This is a genomic window from Bacillus sp. z14 (2026), assembly GCF_058313575.1.
In genome coordinates, this window is sequence record NZ_JBZFQK010000001.1 from 356,418 (window position 1) to 379,897 (window position 23,480).

Annotated in this window: 22 protein-coding genes; 2 read left to right on the top strand and 20 right to left on the bottom strand. The window is 36.4% G+C overall.

Annotated features, from left to right (window positions below; translation table 11 throughout):
* Window positions 1-229 precede the first annotated feature (229 nt).
* The 12 genes from AC4G3O_RS01575 to AC4G3O_RS01630 all read right to left on the bottom strand — a co-directional run bounded on the left by AC4G3O_RS01575 (window position 230) and on the right by AC4G3O_RS01630 (window position 12,209).
* Window positions 230-1,771 (bottom strand): acyl-CoA synthetase, encoded by a 1,542-nt coding sequence (locus AC4G3O_RS01575; RefSeq protein WP_491135724.1) that lies wholly within the window; start codon window positions 1,769-1,771, stop codon window positions 230-232.
* A 641-nt stretch (window positions 1,772-2,412) separates the two neighbouring features.
* Complete coding sequence (locus tag AC4G3O_RS01580) at window positions 2,413-3,558, bottom strand: histidine kinase N-terminal domain-containing protein (RefSeq protein ID WP_066103480.1); 1,146 nt, start codon at window positions 3,556-3,558, stop codon at window positions 2,413-2,415.
* A gap of 367 nt (window positions 3,559-3,925) precedes the next feature.
* Window positions 3,926-4,075, bottom strand: coding sequence for a lmo0937 family membrane protein (locus AC4G3O_RS01585; RefSeq protein ID WP_139063809.1), 150 nt, complete (start codon window positions 4,073-4,075; stop codon window positions 3,926-3,928).
* A 104-nt stretch (window positions 4,076-4,179) separates the two neighbouring features.
* The gene (locus AC4G3O_RS01590; protein WP_066103479.1) at window positions 4,180-4,656 is read right to left on the bottom strand and encodes a dCTP deaminase/dUTPase family protein; all 477 of its coding nucleotides are present in this window, start codon (window positions 4,654-4,656) and stop codon (window positions 4,180-4,182) included.
* A gap of 12 nt (window positions 4,657-4,668) precedes the next feature.
* On the bottom strand, window positions 4,669-6,978 hold the full coding sequence (locus AC4G3O_RS01595; protein WP_491135725.1) for an ATP-dependent DNA helicase: 2,310 nt from the start codon (window positions 6,976-6,978) through the stop codon (window positions 4,669-4,671).
* A 265-nt stretch (window positions 6,979-7,243) separates the two neighbouring features.
* Entirely contained in the window at window positions 7,244-7,660 is a 417-nt protein-coding gene (locus tag AC4G3O_RS01600; RefSeq protein ID WP_066103476.1) for a CBS domain-containing protein, read from the bottom strand.
* Window positions 7,661-7,743: 83 nt separating this feature from the next.
* Window positions 7,744-8,400, bottom strand: coding sequence for a GTP pyrophosphokinase (locus AC4G3O_RS01605; protein ID WP_225983575.1), 657 nt, complete (start codon window positions 8,398-8,400; stop codon window positions 7,744-7,746).
* 173 nt (window positions 8,401-8,573) lie between these two features.
* A complete protein-coding gene (locus AC4G3O_RS01610) occupies window positions 8,574-8,771 on the bottom strand; it encodes a cold-shock protein (protein WP_066103474.1) in 198 nt (65 codons plus the stop codon).
* 81 nt (window positions 8,772-8,852) lie between these two features.
* Window positions 8,853-9,053, bottom strand: a complete 201-nt coding sequence (locus tag AC4G3O_RS01615) for a cold-shock protein (RefSeq protein ID WP_066103471.1) — start codon at window positions 9,051-9,053, stop codon at window positions 8,853-8,855.
* Between the two features lie 220 nt (window positions 9,054-9,273).
* Window positions 9,274-9,825 (bottom strand): mismatch-specific DNA-glycosylase, encoded by a 552-nt coding sequence (locus tag AC4G3O_RS01620; protein ID WP_066103469.1) that lies wholly within the window; start codon window positions 9,823-9,825, stop codon window positions 9,274-9,276.
* A 175-nt stretch (window positions 9,826-10,000) separates the two neighbouring features.
* Window positions 10,001-11,095, bottom strand: a complete 1,095-nt coding sequence (locus tag AC4G3O_RS01625) for an SEC-C metal-binding domain-containing protein (RefSeq protein WP_491135726.1) — start codon at window positions 11,093-11,095, stop codon at window positions 10,001-10,003.
* Between the two features lie 244 nt (window positions 11,096-11,339).
* Complete coding sequence (locus AC4G3O_RS01630) at window positions 11,340-12,209, bottom strand: 3D domain-containing protein (RefSeq protein ID WP_066103463.1); 870 nt, start codon at window positions 12,207-12,209, stop codon at window positions 11,340-11,342.
* 352 nt (window positions 12,210-12,561) lie between these two features.
* Between AC4G3O_RS01630 and AC4G3O_RS01635 the strand changes: the two genes are divergently transcribed.
* Entirely contained in the window at window positions 12,562-14,154 is a 1,593-nt protein-coding gene (locus tag AC4G3O_RS01635; RefSeq protein ID WP_066103460.1) for an ABC-F family ATP-binding cassette domain-containing protein, read from the top strand.
* 173 nt (window positions 14,155-14,327) lie between these two features.
* Here AC4G3O_RS01635 and AC4G3O_RS01640 read toward each other — a convergent pair whose 3' ends face one another.
* From AC4G3O_RS01640 to helD, 8 genes are all read right to left on the bottom strand, one after another.
* Complete coding sequence (locus AC4G3O_RS01640) at window positions 14,328-15,041, bottom strand: AAA family ATPase (RefSeq protein ID WP_066103458.1); 714 nt, start codon at window positions 15,039-15,041, stop codon at window positions 14,328-14,330.
* A gap of 395 nt (window positions 15,042-15,436) precedes the next feature.
* Window positions 15,437-16,060 (bottom strand): ECF transporter S component, encoded by a 624-nt coding sequence (locus tag AC4G3O_RS01645; RefSeq protein ID WP_066103455.1) that lies wholly within the window; start codon window positions 16,058-16,060, stop codon window positions 15,437-15,439.
* Window positions 16,061-16,584: 524 nt separating this feature from the next.
* Window positions 16,585-17,148 (bottom strand): HAD-IA family hydrolase, encoded by a 564-nt coding sequence (locus AC4G3O_RS01650; protein WP_148629781.1) that lies wholly within the window; start codon window positions 17,146-17,148, stop codon window positions 16,585-16,587.
* Window positions 17,149-17,159: 11 nt separating this feature from the next.
* Window positions 17,160-18,020, bottom strand: a complete 861-nt coding sequence (locus AC4G3O_RS01655; protein WP_491135727.1) for a CvfB family protein — start codon at window positions 18,018-18,020, stop codon at window positions 17,160-17,162.
* A 47-nt stretch (window positions 18,021-18,067) separates the two neighbouring features.
* Complete coding sequence (locus AC4G3O_RS01660) at window positions 18,068-18,970, bottom strand: DUF1848 domain-containing protein (protein ID WP_222861897.1); 903 nt, start codon at window positions 18,968-18,970, stop codon at window positions 18,068-18,070.
* 26 nt (window positions 18,971-18,996) lie between these two features.
* Window positions 18,997-19,752 carry an ABC transporter permease gene (locus AC4G3O_RS01665; protein ID WP_066103446.1) on the bottom strand — a complete coding sequence of 252 codons (756 nt, stop codon included), beginning with the start codon at window positions 19,750-19,752 and terminating at the stop codon, window positions 18,997-18,999.
* Window positions 19,749-20,657 carry an ABC transporter ATP-binding protein gene (locus tag AC4G3O_RS01670; RefSeq protein WP_066103443.1) on the bottom strand — a complete coding sequence of 303 codons (909 nt, stop codon included), beginning with the start codon at window positions 20,655-20,657 and terminating at the stop codon, window positions 19,749-19,751. Before AC4G3O_RS01670 ends, AC4G3O_RS01665 begins: the two co-directional genes overlap by 4 nt.
* 126 nt (window positions 20,658-20,783) lie before the next feature.
* Window positions 20,784-23,024 carry an RNA polymerase recycling motor HelD gene (gene helD / locus AC4G3O_RS01675; RefSeq protein ID WP_490551474.1) on the bottom strand — a complete coding sequence of 747 codons (2,241 nt, stop codon included), beginning with the start codon at window positions 23,022-23,024 and terminating at the stop codon, window positions 20,784-20,786.
* 88 nt (window positions 23,025-23,112) lie between these two features.
* Between helD and AC4G3O_RS01680 the strand changes: the two genes are divergently transcribed.
* Window positions 23,113-23,397, top strand: a complete 285-nt coding sequence (locus tag AC4G3O_RS01680) for a hypothetical protein (RefSeq protein WP_066103440.1) — start codon at window positions 23,113-23,115, stop codon at window positions 23,395-23,397.
* The last annotated feature ends 83 nt before the right edge of the window (window positions 23,398-23,480 follow it).

The window sequence follows — 23,480 nt, forward strand, 5'->3', positions numbered from 1 at the left end:
CAAATAAGCGCAGATTTTCATTTTTGATATACTTCTATATTTAAGCCACTATAACGATTATTATTCTACCGTGCCTATTAGTATAGATAATTACCCGATAGACACATATAGTTGATCCTTTTTTCTCCCTTATAAATTAAAATTTAACTAGCAAAGTCGCATAAATAAAGGAAGTGATTAGCCACTAAATATGCCTCTCACTGCCTCATGCTCAAATGACTGACCTTATCTACTTTTCTGTCTCTAAATATCCCTTTCTAAGGACTGTCTTAACAATTTTCCCAGCTGCGTTTCTTGGCAATGAATCTACGAAATGTACCAGCTTAGGCTTTTTATAGGATGCCAAATGATTCTGGCAAAAGAGAATGACTTCTTCCTCTGTCATTATTTCACCAGACTTCAGAACGATATATGCTTGAACCACTTCTCCCCATTTTTCATCAACTGCACCGACCACAGCACTTTCAACCACTTTGGCATGCCTATTTAAGACTTGTTCGATTTCGGCTGGATAGATATTCTCTCCTCCACTAATAATCATATCTTTTTTACGGTCAACGACATAAATAAACCCTTCATCATCCATCCGAACTAAATCCCCGCTATGAAACCATCCTCCATGGAATGCCTCTCTTGTTGCCTCTGGGTTTTTATAATATTCTTTCATAACGGTTGGTCCACGGTAGACAATTTCACCTACATCCCCGAGCGGAACATCATTCATATGGTCATCAACAACCCGGACTTCTACGTTGACCACCGGCTTACCAACCCTAATAGAGTCCTCTGGCTGAAGACAGGTGGTAACTGGGCTCATTTCTGTTTGTCCAAAAGGATCGCGCAGTTTCCCATTTGGAAAATATTTTGTTATCTTCTCTTTCAATAATAGAGAACAGGGTGCACTCCCAGCGGCACACCTTTCTAATAATGTTAGATCATAGTCTTCAATCGAAGGGAATTCTACAAGCATATGCCACATGGTCGGTGCTAAAAAGATAAAATTAATTCGCTCTTTCTCGATGGTTTGAAGTACTGCTTCGGGGTTGAATTGTGAATGAATCACGGTAGTTCCATTAATGGGGTATAAAAGAGTTGATAGAGCAGCAATGTGAAATAAGGGAGCAACTAATAATTGCTTAAAATTCGAGCTAAGTCCTGCTGTGACGACTTGGTTCATCCCATTCATGCACATATTTTGATGAGTTAAAACTGCTCCTTTTGGACGCCCAGTTGTACCTGAAGTATAAATAATAAGCGCACCATCATCACCCGATAATGAATTGCATGGGCGATACGTTGAGGAGCGGTCATATATTGTCTCATATGGTATATGGGAAGAGGAAGAATCTCCATTCACGATAACTATACTGTCTACAAGCTGAATTTGTGATCGTATCGACTCAATCACAGGTAAAAAAACGTGATCAACAAATAATATTTTACACTCAGATTGCCCTATGATATATGCTAGCTCATCTTTTGTGAGGCGAAAATTTATTGGAACTCCCAATGCTCCCACCAATGAGGTGGCAAAGAAAACATCAATAAAAGGAAGTCCATTCAAGAGCATAAATCCAACCTTATCCTGATATCCTATTCCATTTTCCTGCAACCAACCCGCTAAGTGGGTTGCTCTTTTCTCTGCCTCACGATAGGTCCGTCTCTCACTGCCAAATATGTATGCCTCTCTCTCATGAGCTGTGTGTGCTGACCTGCGTAGATACTCTCCGATCAACAATGATCTGGATAAATCCAAATTAGATGTCGTCACATAAATCCCTCCATATTTAAACTTTAATTTATTTGAACAAAATCACTTAAATGGTTCAATATGAAATCATCCTCTATGGGGAATTGGCAAGCATCCATTGTATTTTGCCATCACTTACAATAATGCAATTATGATGCCAATCTGTATTTTGGCAATCACACGCTAATGTTCAATTATTCATGTCTTCAAATCACACACATCAATGATTACAGGTGTTTGATAGTCTAACACATTTATCCACGTCTATTTTTATAATGATAATGGAATCTGATGGAAAAATAATGAATTTCTCGTATTCTATACTGTCCATTGTGTAAAACGACGTGCCTTAAAAGAATCTAAATCCGAGCGCCATGATAAACTCCTTCTGCTGTTCCTGTGGGCCAATTTATATGAGTATTCTCTTGCTCTTTTTCCTTTTAGAACATAATAAACAGCACCTGCCCATATTGGGTAAGTGCTGCTTAATTTCTATTACATATACAAATAAACAGCGTATTGATCCTGAGTCATTCATACAGCCCTGTCAGCCTCTCCGGACTGCTTTTAGAGGTATTTTTAATTACTAACCGAATAAATGTAAATGACCCATATCAAATTTGAAAAACGAATCCGAACAATAAAGAGCTCTTAAATAGAACTCACTGCGGAGGATTGATAATGATAGAATCGGGCAGATAAATACTGAATTCCGTCCATTCTGGATTGGATGTGCATAATAAGTCTCCATTATAACTATCAATAATTTTTTTGCATACATACAGGCCAATACCCGTACCTAATTCCTTCGTAGTGAAAAACGGCTCAAAGATCGACTCAATAATATCATTTGCAATCATTGGCCCATTATTGGACAAACTTATCACTAATTGATTGTTCTTAATTGTGGATTTTACTTTAATCACACGCTGAGGCGGCTGATTTTTCAAGGCATCAATTGAGTTAACAAACAGATTAAGGGCAACCTGCTTCAATCCATTTCTGCTTGCCTTTATAATTAAATCTTCCGGAACATCGATTTCAACCTTAACATTGGTGTCGATAATGTTCGCATAGCTTAATTGTTTAATCTCTTCAATCAGATCTCTGATTGATATATCCATGATAATCTCTTCATTGAATTCAGCCTTTGATGTGTGCAAAAATTGGCTAATGCGAAAATTTAATTGATTAAGCTCATATTCCATGATATCCAAGTATTTCATATCCGGAAATTCTTTTCTCAAAATCTTATTAAAGCCCATTACAGCAGTAAGCGGATTACGGAATTCATGCACAAAGCTTGATGATATTTGGCCGAGCAGTGCTAATTTATCCTTATGGTTTTCATTGATGAACGTAGTCTTCTGATCAATGACTTGATTTTTTAAGTGTATACATGTCGAAACCATTTCATAGCTGAATGTGTCAAATTGTCTATTGATATTATTAACTGTACTTTGTAGTACATAAGACGGTATATCCATCTTCAGCACAAAATTCACAAATATTCTGCGCCCCTGATTGATATTATATAAGACATCTCCTATATTAATATCATCCATTCGCTCAACGGCTGTGCTTGCCGCCATTTCCTTAATTTGGCTTTCAGATATTTTCCCGTTTATCGTGTCAATCAATTGCATAAACATAATCTTACGCGGTTGTTTCAAAGATTCTAGATAATCCTCTTTATTCGGCGCCTTAATCGAATCTAAATACTCCTGAAATAAACTCGCCTCTTCTTTAATCAATAAATCCTCAATCAGCTGTTGATATTCACTTTGCTTTAATAAAATTGGCTCCATTCCATTAGACCACCATTTCACTTAGCTTTACATGTATGTTCTATATTCGACAAATACACCTGATATCCTTTACTAACTTTAAAACATCTCCAGATTGAGAATATTGTAATATTCATGTAAAATGATTACTTTCGTGTAATTCCATTTTTTCGCTTAAAATATACTTTTCTTTGCTTTATCGTCTATGTAAAGAGGTAAAAAATAAGGTCAGATGTTTAATGATAATCAAAAAACAACTCGAGTAACGAAACATACTCAATTCTGTCCATCTAAAAAGGACTATATATAGGAAGCAATGTCCTTATATAGTCCTCAATTAATTGGCTGATATAGTTAATGTGATTTCTTTAGTTTTAGATCTGCCTATTCACCTTTGCGAAATTCTGTTTTTAATAATATTATAAACAAGTACTAACGCAGCCACTATTAAGAAAACATGGATAATTGCTCCGCCAATTTTAAATATAAGACCTAATAACCATATAGCCAATAAGATTCCAACTAATGTCCAAAGCATTTGAATCATCTCTCTTCCAATAAGGGTTTCATTTACCTATTTTTACCCATTTGAAAAGATTTAAAACAAAAGCGATTATTAATAACAATTTATTACCGTACCAATCAGCGTTTGGTTGAACCAAATCCACCGGTTCTGCTTGCATGTAGTACTTGATCCTCATCTGCTAATAGATACTGTTTAAAAATACCCTGTGCAATCCTGTCCCCTTTTTTTACAAGAACCGGAGCTTCTCCGCGATTAGTAATGGAAATACCAATATTCCCATCATTTTCAGGGTTTCCATAGTAGGAAGAATCAATAATGCCTGTCCCATTTGATAGAACTAGCCCATATTTCACTCCCAAACTACTTCTGATATGTATCTCCAATAATTCATTTTGCTGCATATAGGCTTTGACGTTAGTCCAAAACAGATGCTTTCCTCCAACATTCAATGTAATGGTTTCGTTTGAAAAAAAATCATATCCTGCTGATCCGGCATCTCCGCGCATTGGGAGCTTGACTTCATCCTCCGTCATTTGAACCTTGATATACGCAGAATTAACAACTTCGAATCCTCTTACTTTTTGCTCTTTCATATAAATCTCCTTTTATGTAACAATATCCTTGTAACTATTAATAATTTTAAACTGACTCCACATTTCAGGAAACAAAGATTGATATTTATCGGTTAAAAATCGATCATCTATTAAAGTAAGCGTACCTGTATCCTGTTCACTGCGAATTAATCGACCTGCAGCCTGCAATACTTTGTTCATCCCCGGATAAACATACGCGTAATCAAATCCATTTTTACTTTTTGAGTGATAATAGTCGCGAATTAAGTTTCTTTCTTCATTTAATTGAGGCAATCCAACTCCAATTATGATAACCCCACTCAATCTATTGCCAACCAGGTCGATTCCTTCAGAAAAGATTCCGCCTAATACTGTAAAGCCAATTACAGGAATATCTAGGTTCTCTTCAAAGGCTGACAGAAAATCTTCTCTTTCCTGCTCACTCATTCCTTGATTTTGTATCAGAATTTTAGAAGGTTCCTCAAATTCCTCCAGTTCGTCCATAACCATTCTTAAAAATTGGTAGGACGGGAAAAACACTAAAAAATTACCTCTGTTTTTTGTAATTGCATGAATGGTTCTGGCAATTTGAACACTAGATACCGAGCGATCATGGAATCTTGTAGAAAGCGGCTGTATTGCTATATCCAACTGATCTGGGGAAAATGGTGAACCGATTTGAATCCGATAATCCCCATCACCACTTCCTAATGCATCCATGTAATAGCCAATTGGCGTCAATGTAGCCGAGAAGAATAGAGTGGAAGCAAATCCCTTCGTCATCTTTTGCAAATTTAAAGCAGGATCCAAACAAAACAGCTTTAAGTATACATTATTGCTTCCCTTTATTACATGCGTCGTATAATGCTCATTATAATACTTAGCTATCCGTAGGAAATTCTGTGATTGAAAAAAGGTTTCTAATAAATCAATTTCATTTGACGTATGATTTTCTCCATACCTGGTTAATTGAGCACCGGCATGAAGTACGAAATCTTCCAGTGCATCCAGCAACTCGTCCGGCTTTTCCGAATAAGCAGCTGATTTCCTTTCGCCCAATTTCTTCCTTTGCTGAATCAATAATGCATTAATTACTTTAGCTGCATTTGATAGCTCTGGATTCAATTGGCCGTACGCCCTTTTTATATCTAGAAATGCTTTCTTTTCCAACTCTGCAGAAAACATTTCCCGGCCGCGTTCCACCAGATTATGCGCTTCATCAACCAGAATTACAGTTCGTTTCTTTTGCTCATCAGATAGTCGTTTCAAGAATACTCGTGGATCAAAAATATAATTATAATCGCAAATCACAATGTCTGCCAGGTATGCTAATTCAATCGAATATTCAAAAGGACATACTCGGTGGCGCTGAGCGTATTCCAGAATTGTTTCTCTATCCATTAACCATTCATTTTCTAAAATATCCAAAACAGCAGCATTAATTCGGTCATAATGCCCCTCCCCATATATACATTGCCCAGAGGTGCAATCAGGACACATTTTATCCTTAGCTGTAAGGGTAACAGTTTTCACTTTTAAACCTTTGCCAATTAAGATGTTTAGTGTATCCTCAGCCACTTGCCTCGTAATTGTTTTGGCTGTTAAATAGAAAAATCGTTCAATCTTATGGTCTATTTCTCCCATCATTTTTATGGATGGAAATATAAAAGAAATGGTCTTTCCAATGCCAGTTGGCGCCAATGCGAATAATTTTTTTCGTTCAGAAATGGTTTTCCAGGCTGCTCCTATGAGCTTTCGCTGTCCCTTTCTAAAATTTCCGAACGGAAATTCAATTTTTGCTGCTGAATTGAGCTTTTCTCTCCGTATCTTTAATTGCAGGATTGCAAATGGTGTAAAGTTTTCGAGTACTTGAGTTAGAAATTGTTCTAATTCTTTAAATGTTAGGGTTTTGCGAAACGAGGCTGTTTGATTAGTCAATATTTGTACGTAAGTCAATTGTATATCAATATGTTTCAGACCTTCATTCAAACAGTATATATAGCCATAACACATTGCCTGAGCCCAGTGTACAGGGTATGTATTTTCATCAATCCCATCAAGAGCTCCAGAGGTTGATTTAATTTCCTCAATGACTGTTCCTTCTCGCCCATGTAAAATACCATCACATCTTCCTTCAATCTCATAAAGAATATCCCCGTATTCCATTATCAGATTAAGAGGTACCTCTTTTTCATCGTTCTCCTCATATTCTGCTTGTCTTCTTTGATGAATTCTTGTCCCCTCAATCATAGAACTGGCCGTGCGAAAACGTCCGTCCAAATCGCCGCCCCGATAAACATATTCAACTAACTGTCTAATGGATATATGATACTCACCTAACATGTACACTCACCCAACCTGCGTCATAGTACCATTATCATACCATATAGGGTACAGATGTTCTTACTTAAATGAAATTGAAAGAACATCATTCATATAAAGTAGGGACTATTGAAATCTCTTTGCTTCACCCTTAATAGTAACTAAAACAGGGTATTCTCAGATTTTGAGAATACCCTGTTTTGTTTGATTGCCTTGTCACATAATCACTTAATATGAATATTTCTAATTTCCGCTTTTATGAAGAATATATATACTCGGCTTTTTCTTAATTTTCTTCTGAAATATCCTGCAAAGCTTCACCGGCTTCGTCATTACCGGTATAGCTTACGGCCAAATCACCTAAGGATACAATTCCAACAAGTTTACCGTTTTCCAGGACAGGCAGACGCCTAATTTGATGTTGAGCCATTAGTGCAGCTGCTTCCTCCTCTGTTGTATCAGGGTTTGCAGTCACAACATTTTGATGCATCACATCTGTTACCCTAGTTGAACCTGGCCGTTTTTCAGCAATTCCGTCCACAACCAGATCGCGGTCCGTAATGATGCCAATCAATGTATTATCCTCACAGACAGGAATGATTCCTACATTATCTTCTTTCATTTTCAAAGCAACCTCATATACATTATCAAGCGGTGTAACATAGTCTACATTTGTGGTCATAATTTCTCTTAACATCGTCATGAGCTATACCTCACTTCCTTTTACCTCTATCTTCCCCTTTTTTACCTTTTTGACACATTTTTTTAATGGAAGAAGGAGGTTAATTAAAGTTTGGTTTCACTCATTAATTTATCAATATCTTTATATATCTGAACTTCTTCATTAATTCTGAGCATTTTATCGTCCAATTCTGCAATCATATCGGCAGACCCTTTTAATTCTTGGAGTAGATGCTCAGGTACATCCTTAGAGAATTTATAATAAATTTTATGTTCCAGGCTCGCCCAAAAGTCCATGGCAATGGTTCTAATTTGTATTTCCACCGGCATCCATTTTTTACAGTTCGAAAAAAACACTGGTATTTCCGTAATCAAATGAAGGCTCCTATACCCGTTTGACTTAGGGTTTTTAATATAATCTTTAATCTCAATAATATGTATATCATCCTGTTTTCCAAGGGCATCTACAATCGCATAAATATCCGTCGTAAACGAACAGGAAATACGAATCCCGGCTATATCACGGACATTCTGCTGTGCATTTTCAACCGTAATATCTAGGTTTTTTCGTTTTAATTTTTTCATAATACTCTGTGGACTTTTCATTCTCGATTTAATATGTTCGATTGGATTGTAATTGTGAATCAATTCAAATTCCTGATTTAATATTTCCAGTTTTGTATTCATTTCACTTAATGCAAACTTATAGCCAATTAAAAATTCTTTCCATTCATTTAATTCTTGTTCATAAGGCAAATTCACAGTTGGGATACCTCTTTTCTGTAGTGTTTACATACCCCTACATACGATTAAGACGAATAAATGGTTTCATTTTGATCTATTGAAAATACTGTTAAATTCACAAAATAAAAAACAAGACAAAAAAAAACAGACCACATATTCAATGGTCTGTTTCTGTGAGAAAGCTGGACGGCTTAATCGTTCCGTCTAGGATTATTAATCGCTTGAAGCATTTTAATTCCTTCTGTCATCTCACTACCACATAATGGACACTTAGGTGTTGCTGTAGCTTTGAAATTGTCACGTACCCAACCGTTACAATCATCAGAAGTACATTCCCACACCTTCGTTTCTTCAGGGATTATTTCCTCAACATTTTTTCGATTATACATAACCGGCACACCTTTCTTTTAGAAGTTAATTATGTAGTAAAAGACTATCCATACCTGGGATAGCCTTTATTCGCATACTTCTTAAAGCTTAATTACGTTTTCAGCTTGAGGTCCGCGAGCGCCTTCTGTTACGTCGAACTGTACGCTTTGGCCTTCTTCTAGAGATTTGAAACCTTCGCCTTGAATAGCGGAGAAATGTACGAATACATCATTTTCGCCTTCAACTTCAATGAATCCGAAACCTTTTTCTGCATTAAACCATTTTACTTTACCGTTTTTCATTTTGTTACCTCCAAAAATGTGTGATAAATAAAGATTCACCTATTATAAAAAGTACCGCTCTGTAAAAAAGAGAACACTTTATAATAAGTGAATGTCTATTTACGGTCAATTTTATAAAGATAAACATTATACCTTATAATACGGCACATTTTCAGAAATGTCAATAATCTGCTGAACTTTCTAACCATATCATGCCTCTGTCAGCAGATATTATACCTATTTATTTTTGAGATTTATTCCACTCATATAATTGCCGGAAATAGTCTATTCGTTCTTCTCTCGTATAATGGGCATTTACCCCGCTTGTAGATGGAACAACAAAGATATAGCAGCCTTCCCAATCAGGTGTAGCAAAAAACAAGCCGTCCTGAAGACCTGGTTCTACTTTGCCTTTAAGACGGTTTGTTGCATAGCGGAAGGCAGTAATCCCAATGAAGCATAAACATTTAGGCTTGTATTGAGTGATTAAATTCCTTAGGTCAGCCGCACCCTCTATAAATTCATCTTTTTTCAAATCAGAAGAAGATCTTGTTGCCCTGCCGACAATATCAGTTATTCCGTAACCATAGTCCAAGAGTTTTGCCGTCTCCTCAGGTTTAAACTGATACGGCGTAATGCCACCCAAATACAAACCCTTCCAAAACAAATTCGCTGGATTCGCAAAATGATACCCTTTTAGAGCAGAAATTCTGCCAGGATTAATCCCACAAAATACAATATCCAATCCAGGCTTGATATAGGTTGGCAATGTTAAAGATTCAAAATCCTCCATTCATACCCTCCTCGCTCTATTTTGGATGATTATAACGCATTTAAGAATGATGATAAAGTAATCAACTTATGACTGTTCTTACATCTACTTCTTTGTTAAAAATAAAAAACACGGCATATCCCCCGTAGCAAACGCCACGAGGTACACACCATGTTCACAAGTTACCTGTATGAGATTAAGCTTTACCGCAGCATTTTTTATATTTTTTGCCGCTGCCGCATGGGCAAGGTTCATTTCTGCCTACTTTTGGTTGAGTTTTTAGAACTGGAGCAGAAGCTGCAGGTTTACTAGCAGATGGAGAGGATAATTCAGAAGGTGTGTGACCTTTTAAAATCCATAGTCTTGTATTGTTTACGACAGTAACCATTTTTTCAACCAGTGCATTAATATCTTTTTCTGACTCAAATTCAATTTGTTCTCCAAACCATTTCACCACATCAGGCAAGGATTCTCCGAATTGAACTTTAAAGATAAAACGGTCTGCCAATTCTGCTGCTTCTTCTTGTCTCAAAGAATACGTATCTGATAAATAGTGAATGAATTCAACCATTTGCTCTGTTCTTTCAAATGGCTCGTACCGGTTCACGTTTACCATAGTTTCAGCAGGAATATGGTAGTATTTCAAGCCTACTCTGCTTACCTGAGCCTGTTTAAATCCATCTAATTCCTTGATAGTATCATGAATAATATATTCATCATCTAGACGGAAATCTCCATAGAAATCTTCCAAATATCGAATGTAATTGTGCAGCCATTCAATATCCACTTCTTCCTGGATATATCCTTCAATCAATTTATGAGCTTTTTCAACCTCTATAAATCCATAATAACGAATTAACCCAAAAAGAATGTTTGTCACTTTTTGATTACGGTTAATGACAGTCATGATTTCTTTTGGATTTAAATTGTAAAATTGTTTCATTACTTCAGTCGGCATTACAACCACTGGTTGATCTTCCACTTTGGAAGGGTGGATATATCCGATACTTGATAAGTAAAATACATTTTCAAGTCCAATTTGTTCGATTGGCATAATCCCGCTTTTTGTCATCATCGCTACAATAGCTGTGTATTGATGAAGATCCATCATTTGAACCTTCTCAGGGACAGAAGCTGGTATTTTCTCAGCCAGTGCTGCTACCAATTCTTTTTTTCTTAATGAACTCATGTTTTTTAAATTTAGATTTCTGCGGATATTCTTTAAAGCATCCATCTTTAATGAATCCAGCAAACTCTCTAAATTATATTCATCTACAGTTGCAGTTGTCATCAGAATTCCTCCATATTGATTCAAAAACTAAAAATATAATAATTCCCCGTCAAAGAATTAAATTTTACTACAAATCACGAAAAAAATAAACTGTCGCTCTATTCCTAAATTTTAAATTCCTTCTATACACTTATGTAATTGACTAAAACATATGGTATTGATACTACCCCTCTTTTACTAGAATAGAAAGGAAAAAGCAATCCAGCATGCTTGGATTGCTTTTCATGACCAATCAAAAAACCTATCAGTCTTCCAAAATTTTCACATCAACTGTTTTAATACCCCAGTCTTCCGCTTCACTTTGTGATGGAATAAAAACATCAATTTTATTACCTTTAATTGCTCCTCCAATATCTCCGGCAATTGCATGTCCGTACCCTTCCACATAAACTTTTGTGCCCAGTGGAATTACAGATGGGTCAACAGCAATTACTTTTTGATTAGGATTAGCTTTAAGATCTATACCAGTGTATGTGACACCAGTTCCACCTTCACAATCCGCGGTATAAGCTGTTGCCTTAACAGTAATGATTTTCTCATCCTGCTCAGAGTTTTCAGCAGATGTATTTATTTCTTCATCTACTTCTTCAACTTCAGAAGTTACGGCAGTTTCTGTATTTTTATTTACCTCTTCTTCAATTGGTGATTTTACAGATGTTTCTTTTACCTCATCTTTATCTTCAACTGCAGGTGTTTTAATAACCTTATTTTCCTGAGTCTTTTCCGTCTTTACAGCCTTTTCTATCTTAGATAAGTCTGTTCTACGTTCAGTCGATTGCACGTCTTTCGTTTCGACTCGATCTGTTGCATCGGCAGCAGCGTTAGCAGATGATTGTATGTTCATTTCTGTATCTTTAATGCTTGAATTAATAGATTCATATGAAGTATGCTCAAACTCTTTATCATTCTGAATGATTGTAGAGCTTGTCTTTTTTTCAGGCATATCTATAAACATAAAATCAGTCAAATCATCTTTCACTACTTGACTTACTTCAGCTGTTGGCTGCTGATCTATATGTTGAGTTTTATTATTATTGGATGAGGAAACGAAGCCACCTTGTATGACTCCCGCAAGTGATGTTGAGATTAATACTGCAATAATCAATTGATTCATCGGGCTTAACCTCCTTTATTTTGACCGAATGAATTTCAGACATTATCCTACCAGCTAACTAAAATAGTTGTTAAGAACAAATAGATGTTAAACCTATTACATATATGTCGCTAACATTACAATAATGTAACAAATTTACAGAAAAGTAACTAAGTAAGCGCTTTATCTATTGATTCTGTAAGTACTGGATTTTTTGTCTTTATAGCTAAAGAAGTAGTTGTTTTACATAAATTACCACCGTCAAAGTACTGTTTTCTGACTAAAACACGAGAATGTTAGTACTTCTCTTTCAAAATGTGTACATGTGGTGATATAATTTGCTAGATACCAGCAAACGGAGGAAATGAAATACATGATTACTGTAAATAACGTAGGTCTTCGCTTTGGAGACCGAAAATTGTTCGAAGATGTAAATATTAAATTTACACCTGGAAACTGCTATGGATTAATTGGCGCCAACGGTGCCGGAAAATCTACTTTTCTTAAAATCTTATCAGGTGAGCTAGAGCCTCAATCTGGAACTGTCAGCCTTGGCCCTGGAGAGCGCCTTACAGTCTTAAAGCAAAACCACTTCGAATATGAAGATATTGAAGTGATTCAAGTAGTTATTATGGGACATGCCCGACTTTATGAAGTTATGAAAGAAAAAGATGCTATTTATATGAAGGAAAACTTCTCCGACGAAGATGGTATGAGAGCAGCAGAACTTGAAGGTGAATTTGCTGAACTGAATGGTTGGGAAGCAGAACCTGATGCAGCAATCCTACTTAAAGGGTTAGGGATACCAGAAGAATTACACAACAAAAAGATGGCTGAGCTAGATGGTGGAGAAAAAGTAAAAGTATTGCTTGCACAAGCTTTATTTGGCAAACCGGACGTATTATTACTCGATGAGCCTACCAACCACCTTGATATCAAAGCTATTCAATGGCTTGAAGAATTTTTAATCAACTTTGAGAATACGGTAATTGTTGTATCCCATGACCGTCATTTCTTGAATAAAGTATGTACACATATTGCAGACCTTGATTTCGGAAAAATCCAATTGTATGTCGGAAACTATGATTTCTGGTATGAGTCCAGCCAATTGGCACAAAAATTAACAGCTGAGTCCAATAAGAAAAAGGAAGAAAAGATTAAGGAATTACAAGCATTCGTTGCCCGTTTCAGTGCTAATGCTTCTAAATCTAAACAGGCCACTTCCCGTAAAAAATTATTGGAAAAGATTACGCTCGATGATATTAGACCTTCATCCCGCCGTTATCCATATGTACACTTCACTCCAGAGCGCGAAATTGGTAATGATCTTCTGCGTGTAGAAGGTCTATCCAAAACGATTGATGGAGAAAAGGTACTGAACAATGTTAGCTTTATTATGAATAAAGACGACAAAATCGCTTTAGTTGGTCAAAATGATAATGCCAAAACAGCTCTATTTAAAATCCTAATGGGTGAAATGGAAGCTGATGAAGGAACATTCAAATGGGGAGTTACAACTTCACAATCCTACTTCCCTAAAGACAACTCTGAGTTCTTTGAAGGAAACGAGCAAACTCTAGTGGATTGGCTTCGTCAATTCTCTCCACAGGATGAAAGCGAATCATTCCTTCGCGGTTTCCTCGGAAGAATGCTCTTCTCTGGTGAAGAAGTAATGAAGAAACCGTCTGTTCTTTCCGGTGGCGAAAAAGTTCGTTGTATGCTATCCAAAATGATGCTCAGCGGAGCAAATGTTCTTCTTTTGGATGAACCGACGAACCATCTAGACTTGGAATCCATCACAGCAGTCAATAACGGTATGATTAATTTCAAAGGTGCCATGATCTTCACATCTCATGACCACCAGTTTATCCAAACGATTGCAAACCGTATTATCGAAATTACTCCAGATGGCATCATCGACAAACAAATGACGTATGATGAGTATTTAGAGACAGTTAAAAAGTAATGAATGCAAAAGACTATCAGTGAATTTTAACTGATAGTCTTTTTCTTATAATTTGGATTAGTGCCTTGTTAAATATAAAAATTACAAAACAGCTTAAATCCTTCTGTATTTCATACTCCATAATTAAAGCCTTAATCTTAATCAAACGACTACATACGGTGTCTTCTGGATGATTAATCTTCTAATATCTCTCGCAAAAACTTGTGTCTATTTTGTAAAAAGTAATTCGTTATTTGATAGTGATCTGTCATTTCATAATCTATCTCTTTAATTGTATCGTTATCAAAACTTAGAATTGTGGCGTTGGGATATCCTAAAAGAATTGGAGAATGTGTAGCGATTATAAATTGACTGTCCCCTGCAGTGACTAAATCATGTAAGATTTTCAAAAATGAAAGTTGTCGCTGGGGTGATAAGGCAGCTTCTGGTTCATCTAATAAATAGATGGCTCTCCCTTTAAATCGGTTTAAAAAGAGGGACAAAAAAGACTCGCCATGAGATTGTTGATGCAAAGAACGTCCGCCATAGGCATTATAAGCTTTTACTTCATCAATATGAGAAGCAAAATTATAAAATGACTCTGCTCTAAGAAAAAAACCGTCTGTGACTTTAGGAAGCCACGAAAGCCTTATATATTCGCCAAGTGCGGATTCTGAAGCATGAACATTATAAGTATTATTCCGCCCTCCACCTGCTGTATTAAACTGACATTTATCAGCAATTGCTTCTAGAAGTGTAGATTTTCCTGAACCGTTTTCCCCAACAAAAAATGTAACATTGATTTTCAAATTCAATTGGTGAAGATTCTTTATTGAAGGAATAGAGAAAGGATACTCATTATAAGAAGGTATGTTTTCATGCTCAAGTTGAATTCTCTTTAAGAACAACACTATCACCTACGATTTCCTTTTTTACTTTTTTTTCGAATAAAACGTCCCTTTAACTGAATGAAAAAGACAATAAACCATGCATAGCATTCGACAATCAAATCGGATCGCTTTATTTAACAATTATATACAAAATATCATTACTTTTCACAATTTAATCCCACGAAAATAGTATAAAGCCGCGTAGTTGGAAAAATTGATTATAGACGACACGTACTGCTTATTTTCCTTGAAATTACTCTATACTTAGTAACTTCTATAACACTTGATAATAAGTTCAATCCAAACAGCAACTATAAAAAACGCCATTTTGAATATTGATATTCAAAATGGCGTTCAAATTAATATGTGAGTTTGACATTTCTTAATTGATATTCAGAAATAGTGACATGAGTTTATCTTCTCGAAATCTTTAATAAAGGCGGAACTACCGCCATCGTTACCATCCCGGCAAGGAGTGCTTCGGCAAGTCCATTTGTAAAAAACACAGTTAAAACAGCTTTATAAATGGCACTTGTACTGCCAGCGTTAATAGCCTCTGCATAGGCATCCTGAAATAGAAAGGTAATAGAACCCATAACCAAGAATGTATGCATAAAAGTGGACACTAAAGCTGTAATAAATAAAGCAGGTTTTTGAAGCGAATTTTTCTTTGTTATAGCATTACGAAATGCTTTAAAAATATAGTAAGGTATAAATCCAATCATTACTCTTGGAACAATGGCAATAAATAACGCCCAAAAACTTCCTTGATCTGTTCCTAATACGGGAATTGCTGGTGAAAAAGCAAATGATAATAATGTCGGAGTAATCGTATTTACAGCAATACTAGTAAATCCAAATACTAATCCCAATAACGCACCTATCTTTGGGCCTAAAATAATAGAGGCAATAATAATTGGAATATGAATTAAGGTTGCTTTAATTACACCTAAATGAATAAAACCAAATGGTGTAAACGCAAATAATAGAATAATAGATAAAAAAATGGCTGTTAAAGTAAAGTCTTTTATTTTCAACTTTCTAACTCCTTCAGTAATCAAATTTCTTTAAATTATCTTTTGATTAGTAAATTAAATTATAAGGATAAATTATTTGGTATGTAAAGATATTTCGCTTTGAGGATTCAAAATTTAATGTAAATCTTAAATATGTGAAATAACCCTTACAGATACTGAATTACATAATTGTACTCATGGGATGTTCATTTATCGCTATACATCCTAAAGATTGAGAAAATATCCAATGGAAAACTAATCCGCTCTATTTCCTTACTGATTCGCTCAATTATTGCTGAATTCGGCTGAATTCTGGTCAGAATCGGCTCTATTATCACTAAAATTGGCTCTATTATTCTGAATAACGGCTCTATTAATGGCTATTTAACCTCATATCTATTCTTTTCTCCTAATCCAGCAATCTTATTAGTAAAGTATATATGTTAAAAATCTATTTCCAGCAAGGGATTCGTTATAATCTATCCATAAAAAGCAAAACAGGTGGGAAAGAACAATTTGTTCTCTCTCCACCTGTTGAACTTAACTTATCTTTTAACAATCTCAAAAAACGTATCATAGCTATTAACATAATAATCCGCACCTGGCGTATCATTCTGAAATAAGCAGGTTTTGATTCCAATACTTTTGGCAGGTAAAATATCTAACTCCCTATCCCCAACCGCGAGATCAATACGGTACTTATCGTGCAGGTACTGATAGCTTGCTGGATGAGGTTTTTTTGGATATCCGTCATCAATGGCTACTATTTCTGTGAAATATTGATCCATTCCGTTTGCTTTTAAAATACTCTCGGCACCTTCACGGTATTTATGCGTCATGATTACATTTAAATCCGCTGCCTCCAGCACATTCTTCACTCCCGGAAACGGTTTGAAATCCAAGGGCTTTAACTGCCGTTCAAGTATATGAATATGTTTAATTTGTTCTTCGGTTAGCTTAAGTTCGTTGAACGCATGGCCAAACGACACCTTTAGCAAGGAAAAGATTTCTTCCTCCGAAAGAGGTGTCTCCACTGCACTTTTGACCATTCTCGCATAACCGGGATAGGTATCAAATAAAGTGCCGTCAAAGTCCCAAAGTATATTCATATCCATTCCCCTTATTGTTTCGTTATCTTCGTCCAGCCATCCTCTTGTGTAATTCTGCGATCCTTCATTAGTCGGCCGAGTGCACGTTTAAAAGCTGCTTTACTCATACCAAAACGTTTTTGGATAGACTCCGGATCCGATTTATCCCAATAAGGCATGCTGCCCCCGCGGCTTTCAAGATAAGTAAAGATTGCTTCCGCATCTTCATCAAGGTGTTCATGCGTACGTGGCAGCAACGAGCCGTTTGTACTGCCATCAGGCTTAACTTCAATAATTCTGCCCTTGACCAATTCACCCAGCCTTGGTTCATTCGCACGTTCACTCTCATGAATGAAACAGCGGTACCCTTCTGTTGTTAAAATAAAGGTGCCTACTTTTAATAAACGGTAAGCTCTTCCCTCAAAATCTTTATTTTTTATTGATTCAGGAGCATGCTCGCTTAATTCCTGTACAACGGTTTCAGTAGCAAGACGACCAAACATTCTGCCTCTATTGTCGACTTTTAATGTAACATAAAGCTGGTCTCCTACTTCTGGCCATAGGCTTTTTAATTTTGGTAAATCGTCACTGGAGATCAATAAATCCTTTTGAAGTCCGATATCAAGGAAAACCCCGTGGCTTGGATGAACATCCACGACCGGAACCCAATCATAATCACCTTCAGTAATGGTTGGCAATTTCATGGAGGCTGTCAATCGGCCTTCTTTATCGTTAAATAAGAAAACCTCTATTTCTTGCCCTATTTCAAGATCACCAACGATTTCATGTGTGTGAAGCAAAACATCTTCTTCACCATTAGAAAGAAAGTATCCGAATGAAACCTCTCTTTCCACTGTTAATGTTGCTTTAATACCTGGTTGTAAATAACTCATTAACTCTTCACCGCTTCCTTTATACAATCCTTAAGTATATCATTATTTTACCCGTTTATCAGTAAATAAGGACTAGTTGGATCATGTTTTTGTCTATTTGTCTGCACCAGCTTCGGACTTCTTACCGCATAGCAATATACGCAGCCAAATGGGCATGTATCATATGAACCCATCTCTTCTGCCTCCATGCACCCACATTCAGCCCGTTGGTATTTATCCTTTTTACCGGATAATTGCAGGTTAAATACTTCTTCAATAAAGTTTTTATCAATACACGCGCCATGTTTGATTCCGTGTGTATCCAAGTCAATAATCTCCGAACAAGTCTCTGGTACCATTCCATATTGCTTGCAAACTGAACCAATGGTACGAGTCAATGCATTTAAAGCTGACCGATTGTTAGGGTCAAGCCAGTCATCGAATTGATAGCCCTCCACCTTTTCCAGATTAGCAAGTCTACCTTTTGTCTTCGTATAAAAATCTTGAAAACTAATCACTACACGCGTAGTAAACCCGGATAATTGTTTTGCTATATGAGTAAATCGCTCGATATGATACTCCACATTCGTTTTATTGCTTAACACAATGGGATCGTATCGCCAGATTACTTTCTCCTGCCCGATTAAATCAGATATATACTGGAACTCTTTCATTCTGTTAGATAAACTTGGCATCCCTGGCTCAATCTCTTTTGGATAGTCATTTAGAGTATATTGAAACATTAAACGGTAGCCCATCTCCACCAATTCAGGAATATAGGGATTCATCGGTTTTGGATTCTTTGTCCAAAAACAAATTGCATCCACATCTACCGGCAAAAGTGAAACCTTCTTTGTTTGATGACGATTAAAAGGATTCACCTTCATATAATAGCCTTCTCTGATTCGATTCATAAACCACTCAGAGTAAAACGCAGGTATATCTGTTCTCCTGCTGGCACTAATAATCATCATTCTCACCCTTTCAGGCCTTTACTTTATACTGTTATATCCCTTTTTGCAAAGAAAAACCAAGCAACACCATAAAAGAAAATGAAATGCATGATAAGGATGATGATCGAAAAGCCTGGTGACATTCCAGACAGGATAGGTGTATTACCGAATAAGTATTGGTCCCACTGTGTATTGGCAAAGAGCAAAATCTTGCCAAGGGACAGCTCCAGCAACTCTGCAATTTCCGTTACAAACTTCCCGCCAAGTAACGCAGCTATTCCAAACCCAATTGCAAAGGCACTATTTTTAAATACGACAGATACTGCATATGTAAAGGTTGAAATCAGCATCAATTCCAAAAACGTAATTCCATACGTTAACAATAACTTTTGAAACATAAGCCCATAGCCCGCTCCAAAGCCGTAAATGATTCCTCCAATAAGCCAGGAAAAGATAAATGTAGTGGTTAATAAATATATACCATACAATTGAATCGTAAGCCATTTGGCAAATAAGACCATTGACCTTGTTCTCGGACGGATCAATAACAGTTTAATTGTTCCTGTTTGAAATTCATTAGCCAGTATACTCCCCGCCAAACCAATCGCTAGAAATATCGTGATGATTAGGAAGTTGGATAGCACAGACATAAAGTCAATCACATTTCCGTCTGTTCCTTTAATCAGTTTTGTAAAAAAGAATGGTAATAAACAAATCAACAAAGGCATCACCAGAAAGGAGTATCTGACCATTTTGTTATTTGTCATTTTATAGTGTTCGTTATAAAGTAATGACCTCACGAAATTCCAACCTCCCTCGCTGAAATCGTCTGTAAAAAGGTGTCTTCCAACTGATTTTGGTCATAAGCAAGCTGATACACGCTCACTTTATTCAGAACCAGCATTTCATTAAGCATCGGGATATCCTTTTTCTCAACTGATAAGCGAATAAGATTTCCCTTATATGAAATAACCTCATAATTTGCATCTAATACAGCCAGAGCATGTTGGATATCATCCACCTCAATAATAAGCACATGATGATCCATTTTTACATTTGTGATCTCCAATAATTCACCCGCTTTTATGATGCCAATTCGATCACAAAGCATTTCAACCTCAGATAATAGATGAGTGGAAATGAGAATCGATATATTCTCTTCTTTGGCCAAATAGAGAAGATGATTGCGTAAGTCACGCATTCCTTCTGGATCCAACCCGTTTGTTGGCTCGTCCAAAATCAAAATCTTCGGTTTGTGCAAAATGGCCTGGGCGACTCCTAATCTCTGTTTCATTCCTAACGAATATGTATGTACCTTGTCATCGATTCTTTCTGTCAGGTTGACTAATTCAACAACTTCTTCTATTCTATCAGATGATATATTCGAATATAAATTAGCGTATAATTCTAAATTTTGCCACCCAGTTAAATAATCGTAAAAGGCTGGATTTTCAATAATAGCTCCTACATGTTTGATGGCGTCAACAAAAGACGTTCCTACCTCGTGATTCATGATTCTAATCTGGCCGGCATTTTTCTTCATAAGTCCGCAAATCACTCGAATTAAGGTCGTTTTTCCAGCACCATTGGGTCCAATTAAGCCGAAAATTTCGCCTTCTTCTATTTCAAAGCTGATATTTTTAAGGATATCAGAACCAGCTATTTGTTTGCTGATTGATTTGACTTCTAAAACTGTATTTCTCATTCTCCCTGCCTTACCTCCCTAATCCAATCTACTTATCTATTTTACACTACTTACAACCGCTTACCTATATACGGTAAACGTGTTTTCCAAAACAAATAGAAAAAGGGACATTTTCTCCAACAAATGTTAGAGAATAAATGCCCTCTTCTGTTTCCCCATTAGTATCAGTCGGTGAAGAGCTCTGGTCATTACAACATACAATAGTTTAATATCGATCTCATGGTTATCCGAGTATACTTCATTATATGTGACAGCAAATACAGCATCAAACTCCAATCCCTTCGCTAAGTACGACGGTACAATTACTATTTTATCCTTTGGAATAGATGTCGTTTCTTCAAGTAAATAGAGGTCTAGCTCAGTATGCTGTTTAAGAATGGAATTTACAATCGCTGCATCTTCCTCAGTCTTTGTAATAATCGCGAAAGTATTGAATTTTTCTTCCTTTAACTTCCTTACTTGATTAGACATCTGTTCAGCCCATTCCTCATCAGATGTGATCTCTAAAAATACAGGTGGTTTGCCATGTCGAATGATTGGTTCAACCTCCGGAAATGAAGTGGATAGCCGTTTTAATAATTGATTGGCTTCATTCATAATCTCGACGGTTGTTCGGTAACTCTTTTTCAGCTCTCGATAAATGGCTCTTGGAAAAATGGATTTTCTTACTTCCTGCCAGTCGGTTATTCCCCGGTAAGAATGGATGCCCTGCGCCAAATCACCGACAAGGGTAAACATATCTGTTTCCAAAGCTGTTTTAAGCCCTTGAAGCTGCAAAAAGCTATAATCCTGCGCCTCATCAATCACTACATTCTTTGCCTTTTTCTCCGGCTTAACTCCATAAATTTTTGCATATAAATACAGAATAGGGCCCAAGTCCTCAAGCTCATATTTTTTCTTAGAAAAGATATTCTGACTGCTTTCGCAAAGCTCTAACGCCTCTTTTTTACTGAGTTTATGATCTGAGTATTGAACCAGCCTGTCCGGGTCGCTGTATAATTCTTTATAAAGTGTCCATATATCTCTCTTATCAAAATAGCTCATATAATCCTGGACGGCTTTTTTGATTTCCATTTTCAGATCATTGATCCTCGCCTCTTTTTTATCCAAAGCCAGCGAAATGTATTGCTTCCGCTTTTTCTCATCACCCTTCCAGTTTAAGGCCCTGTCAATTCTGACCTCATAATGCTGAACTACTTTTTTCAGCATTTTATCTTTATTCAAACGTACTTGATTTTGAAGGACTTTTTTTAGTTTCTCGATTCGTTTATAAAGCGGCAAATATGTATACTCATTGTATAAAAGATGATTAAACTGTTTTGCTGTATACAATTTAAACTTATCAACCCGAAAGTCTTCATGCACCATTAAACTGGTTTTTATTTCTTCAACATAATGGTCAAGCACCCCTTGAAATAGAGAGGAACCTTTGATGCTTGAGATGTGAACGAATTGTTGATCCTTGAGGATGTCACGAAGCTTAGTATCCTCTGTCAATTTAATTTTCTTCCCCAGCACCTCTTCCACATATCCCTGAAAGGTCATTTGCCTTACTTTCTCAACACCGAGTTCCGGGAGTGCCTCTGAAATATAATCAAGGAATAAAAAGCTTGGTGCTAAAATTAATAATTGCTCAGGCTGGAATACATCTTTATAGTGATACAAAAAATATGAAATACGGTGCAAAGCAATAGTTGTCTTCCCACTTCCTGCAGCTCCCTGCACAATAATAGGTTTATTTAAATCCGCTCGTATGATTTGATTCTGCTCCTCCTGAATCGTTGCAACAATCTCTGTTAATCGATTGGCAGAACTGCCGGCAAGAGACTCCTGCAATAATTCATCCACCGTCGTAACATCGATATCCCGTATGTCAAGCAACTCTCCATCCTCAATGATGAATTGCCTTTTTAGACTAATGGTACCGTCATAAGTTTCACCTTCTGATGTGTAACTCACTTCTCCCAACCGGCCTTCATAGTATAAATTAGCAATAGGTGAACGCCAATCGATGATCAATTGCTCCTGATTGTCACGTTGGAATAAGGATGTCTTTCCAAAATAAAGCTTCTCCATTCCGCCAGCCTCACGAGAAGTGAAATCAACCCGCGCAAAATATGGTTTAGGTATCGCCTTAATTAAACTTTCCAGTTCGGACCTTGATAGCTGATAGAAGCTTGCACTCGTTAAAAGCTGCGAATACCCCGCACTCTCTACCCAGTCTTCATCTTTAAAAATGTCCTTCATTTTTTCCATAAATTGTTCTTTGTTTGTTTCAGCTGTATCAATGACAACCTGCATGTATTTTTTTATAAATTCGAGCCGTTGTTTCTCCTCTTCAATCTCCTGATTTATACTACTTATCACTCTTTCACCTATCCTTTCTTTATATATTTCAAGAATTCCTGTTTGAAAGACTAAACAAATCACCATACTGCTTATTGGAGGTGGAATCATGTACAGAAATCAAATCGCTTTGGTCTTTTCTGATTTTGGGTTAGATCATCTTTATTTAAAATTTGAAGTGCCGCTTGAAGTTCATGGAATATTGAATGACCCGGAGACGTGTGAAATAATGGAACAATTTTTGTCCGTGTATGACTTTAATTCACAGGAAACTCTCTTATTTGATGAATTTTTCACTCATTTTAAGATATTTAAACGAATAATTACATTCACTAGTGATTTACCCATCCATTATATTGATTTATATAAACCGAGCAGTGAAATCTCTTACTAAATTGATTTTGGGATTTTGCAGGTAACGTTATATTCATACACCCGATACGACAAAATAACCAGACAATCGTTTCATGATTGCCT

Coding starts and splice junctions, on each gene's coding strand:
- AC4G3O_RS01580 (WP_066103480.1), bottom strand. CDS start 3,558: ATGGAGCCAATTTTATTAAAGCAAAGTGAATATCAACAGCTGATTGAG.
- AC4G3O_RS01585 (WP_139063809.1), bottom strand. CDS start 4,075: ATGCTTTGGACATTAGTTGGAATCTTATTGGCTATATGGTTATTAGGT.
- AC4G3O_RS01590 (WP_066103479.1), bottom strand. CDS start 4,656: ATGAAAGAGCAAAAAGTAAGAGGATTCGAAGTTGTTAATTCTGCGTAT.
- AC4G3O_RS01595 (WP_491135725.1), bottom strand. CDS start 6,978: ATGTTAGGTGAGTATCATATATCCATTAGACAGTTAGTTGAATATGTT.
- AC4G3O_RS01600 (WP_066103476.1), bottom strand. CDS start 7,660: ATGACGATGTTAAGAGAAATTATGACCACAAATGTAGACTATGTTACA.
- AC4G3O_RS01610 (WP_066103474.1), bottom strand. CDS start 8,771: ATGTATAATCGAAAAAATGTTGAGGAAATAATCCCTGAAGAAACGAAG.
- AC4G3O_RS01615 (WP_066103471.1), bottom strand. CDS start 9,053: ATGAAAAACGGTAAAGTAAAATGGTTTAATGCAGAAAAAGGTTTCGGA.
- AC4G3O_RS01620 (WP_066103469.1), bottom strand. CDS start 9,825: ATGGAGGATTTTGAATCTTTAACATTGCCAACCTATATCAAGCCTGGA.
- AC4G3O_RS01625 (WP_491135726.1), bottom strand. CDS start 11,095: ATGACAACTGCAACTGTAGATGAATATAATTTAGAGAGTTTGCTGGAT.
- AC4G3O_RS01630 (WP_066103463.1), bottom strand. CDS start 12,209: ATGAATCAATTGATTATTGCAGTATTAATCTCAACATCACTTGCGGGA.
- AC4G3O_RS01635 (WP_066103460.1), top strand. CDS start 12,562: ATGATTACTGTAAATAACGTAGGTCTTCGCTTTGGAGACCGAAAATTG.
- AC4G3O_RS01650 (WP_148629781.1), bottom strand. CDS start 17,148: ATGAATATACTTTGGGACTTTGACGGCACTTTATTTGATACCTATCCC.
- AC4G3O_RS01655 (WP_491135727.1), bottom strand. CDS start 18,020: ATGAGTTATTTACAACCAGGTATTAAAGCAACATTAACAGTGGAAAGA.
- AC4G3O_RS01660 (WP_222861897.1), bottom strand. CDS start 18,970: ATGATTATTAGTGCCAGCAGGAGAACAGATATACCTGCGTTTTACTCT.
- AC4G3O_RS01670 (WP_066103443.1), bottom strand. CDS start 20,657: ATGAGAAATACAGTTTTAGAAGTCAAATCAATCAGCAAACAAATAGCT.
- AC4G3O_RS01680 (WP_066103440.1), top strand. CDS start 23,113: ATGTACAGAAATCAAATCGCTTTGGTCTTTTCTGATTTTGGGTTAGAT.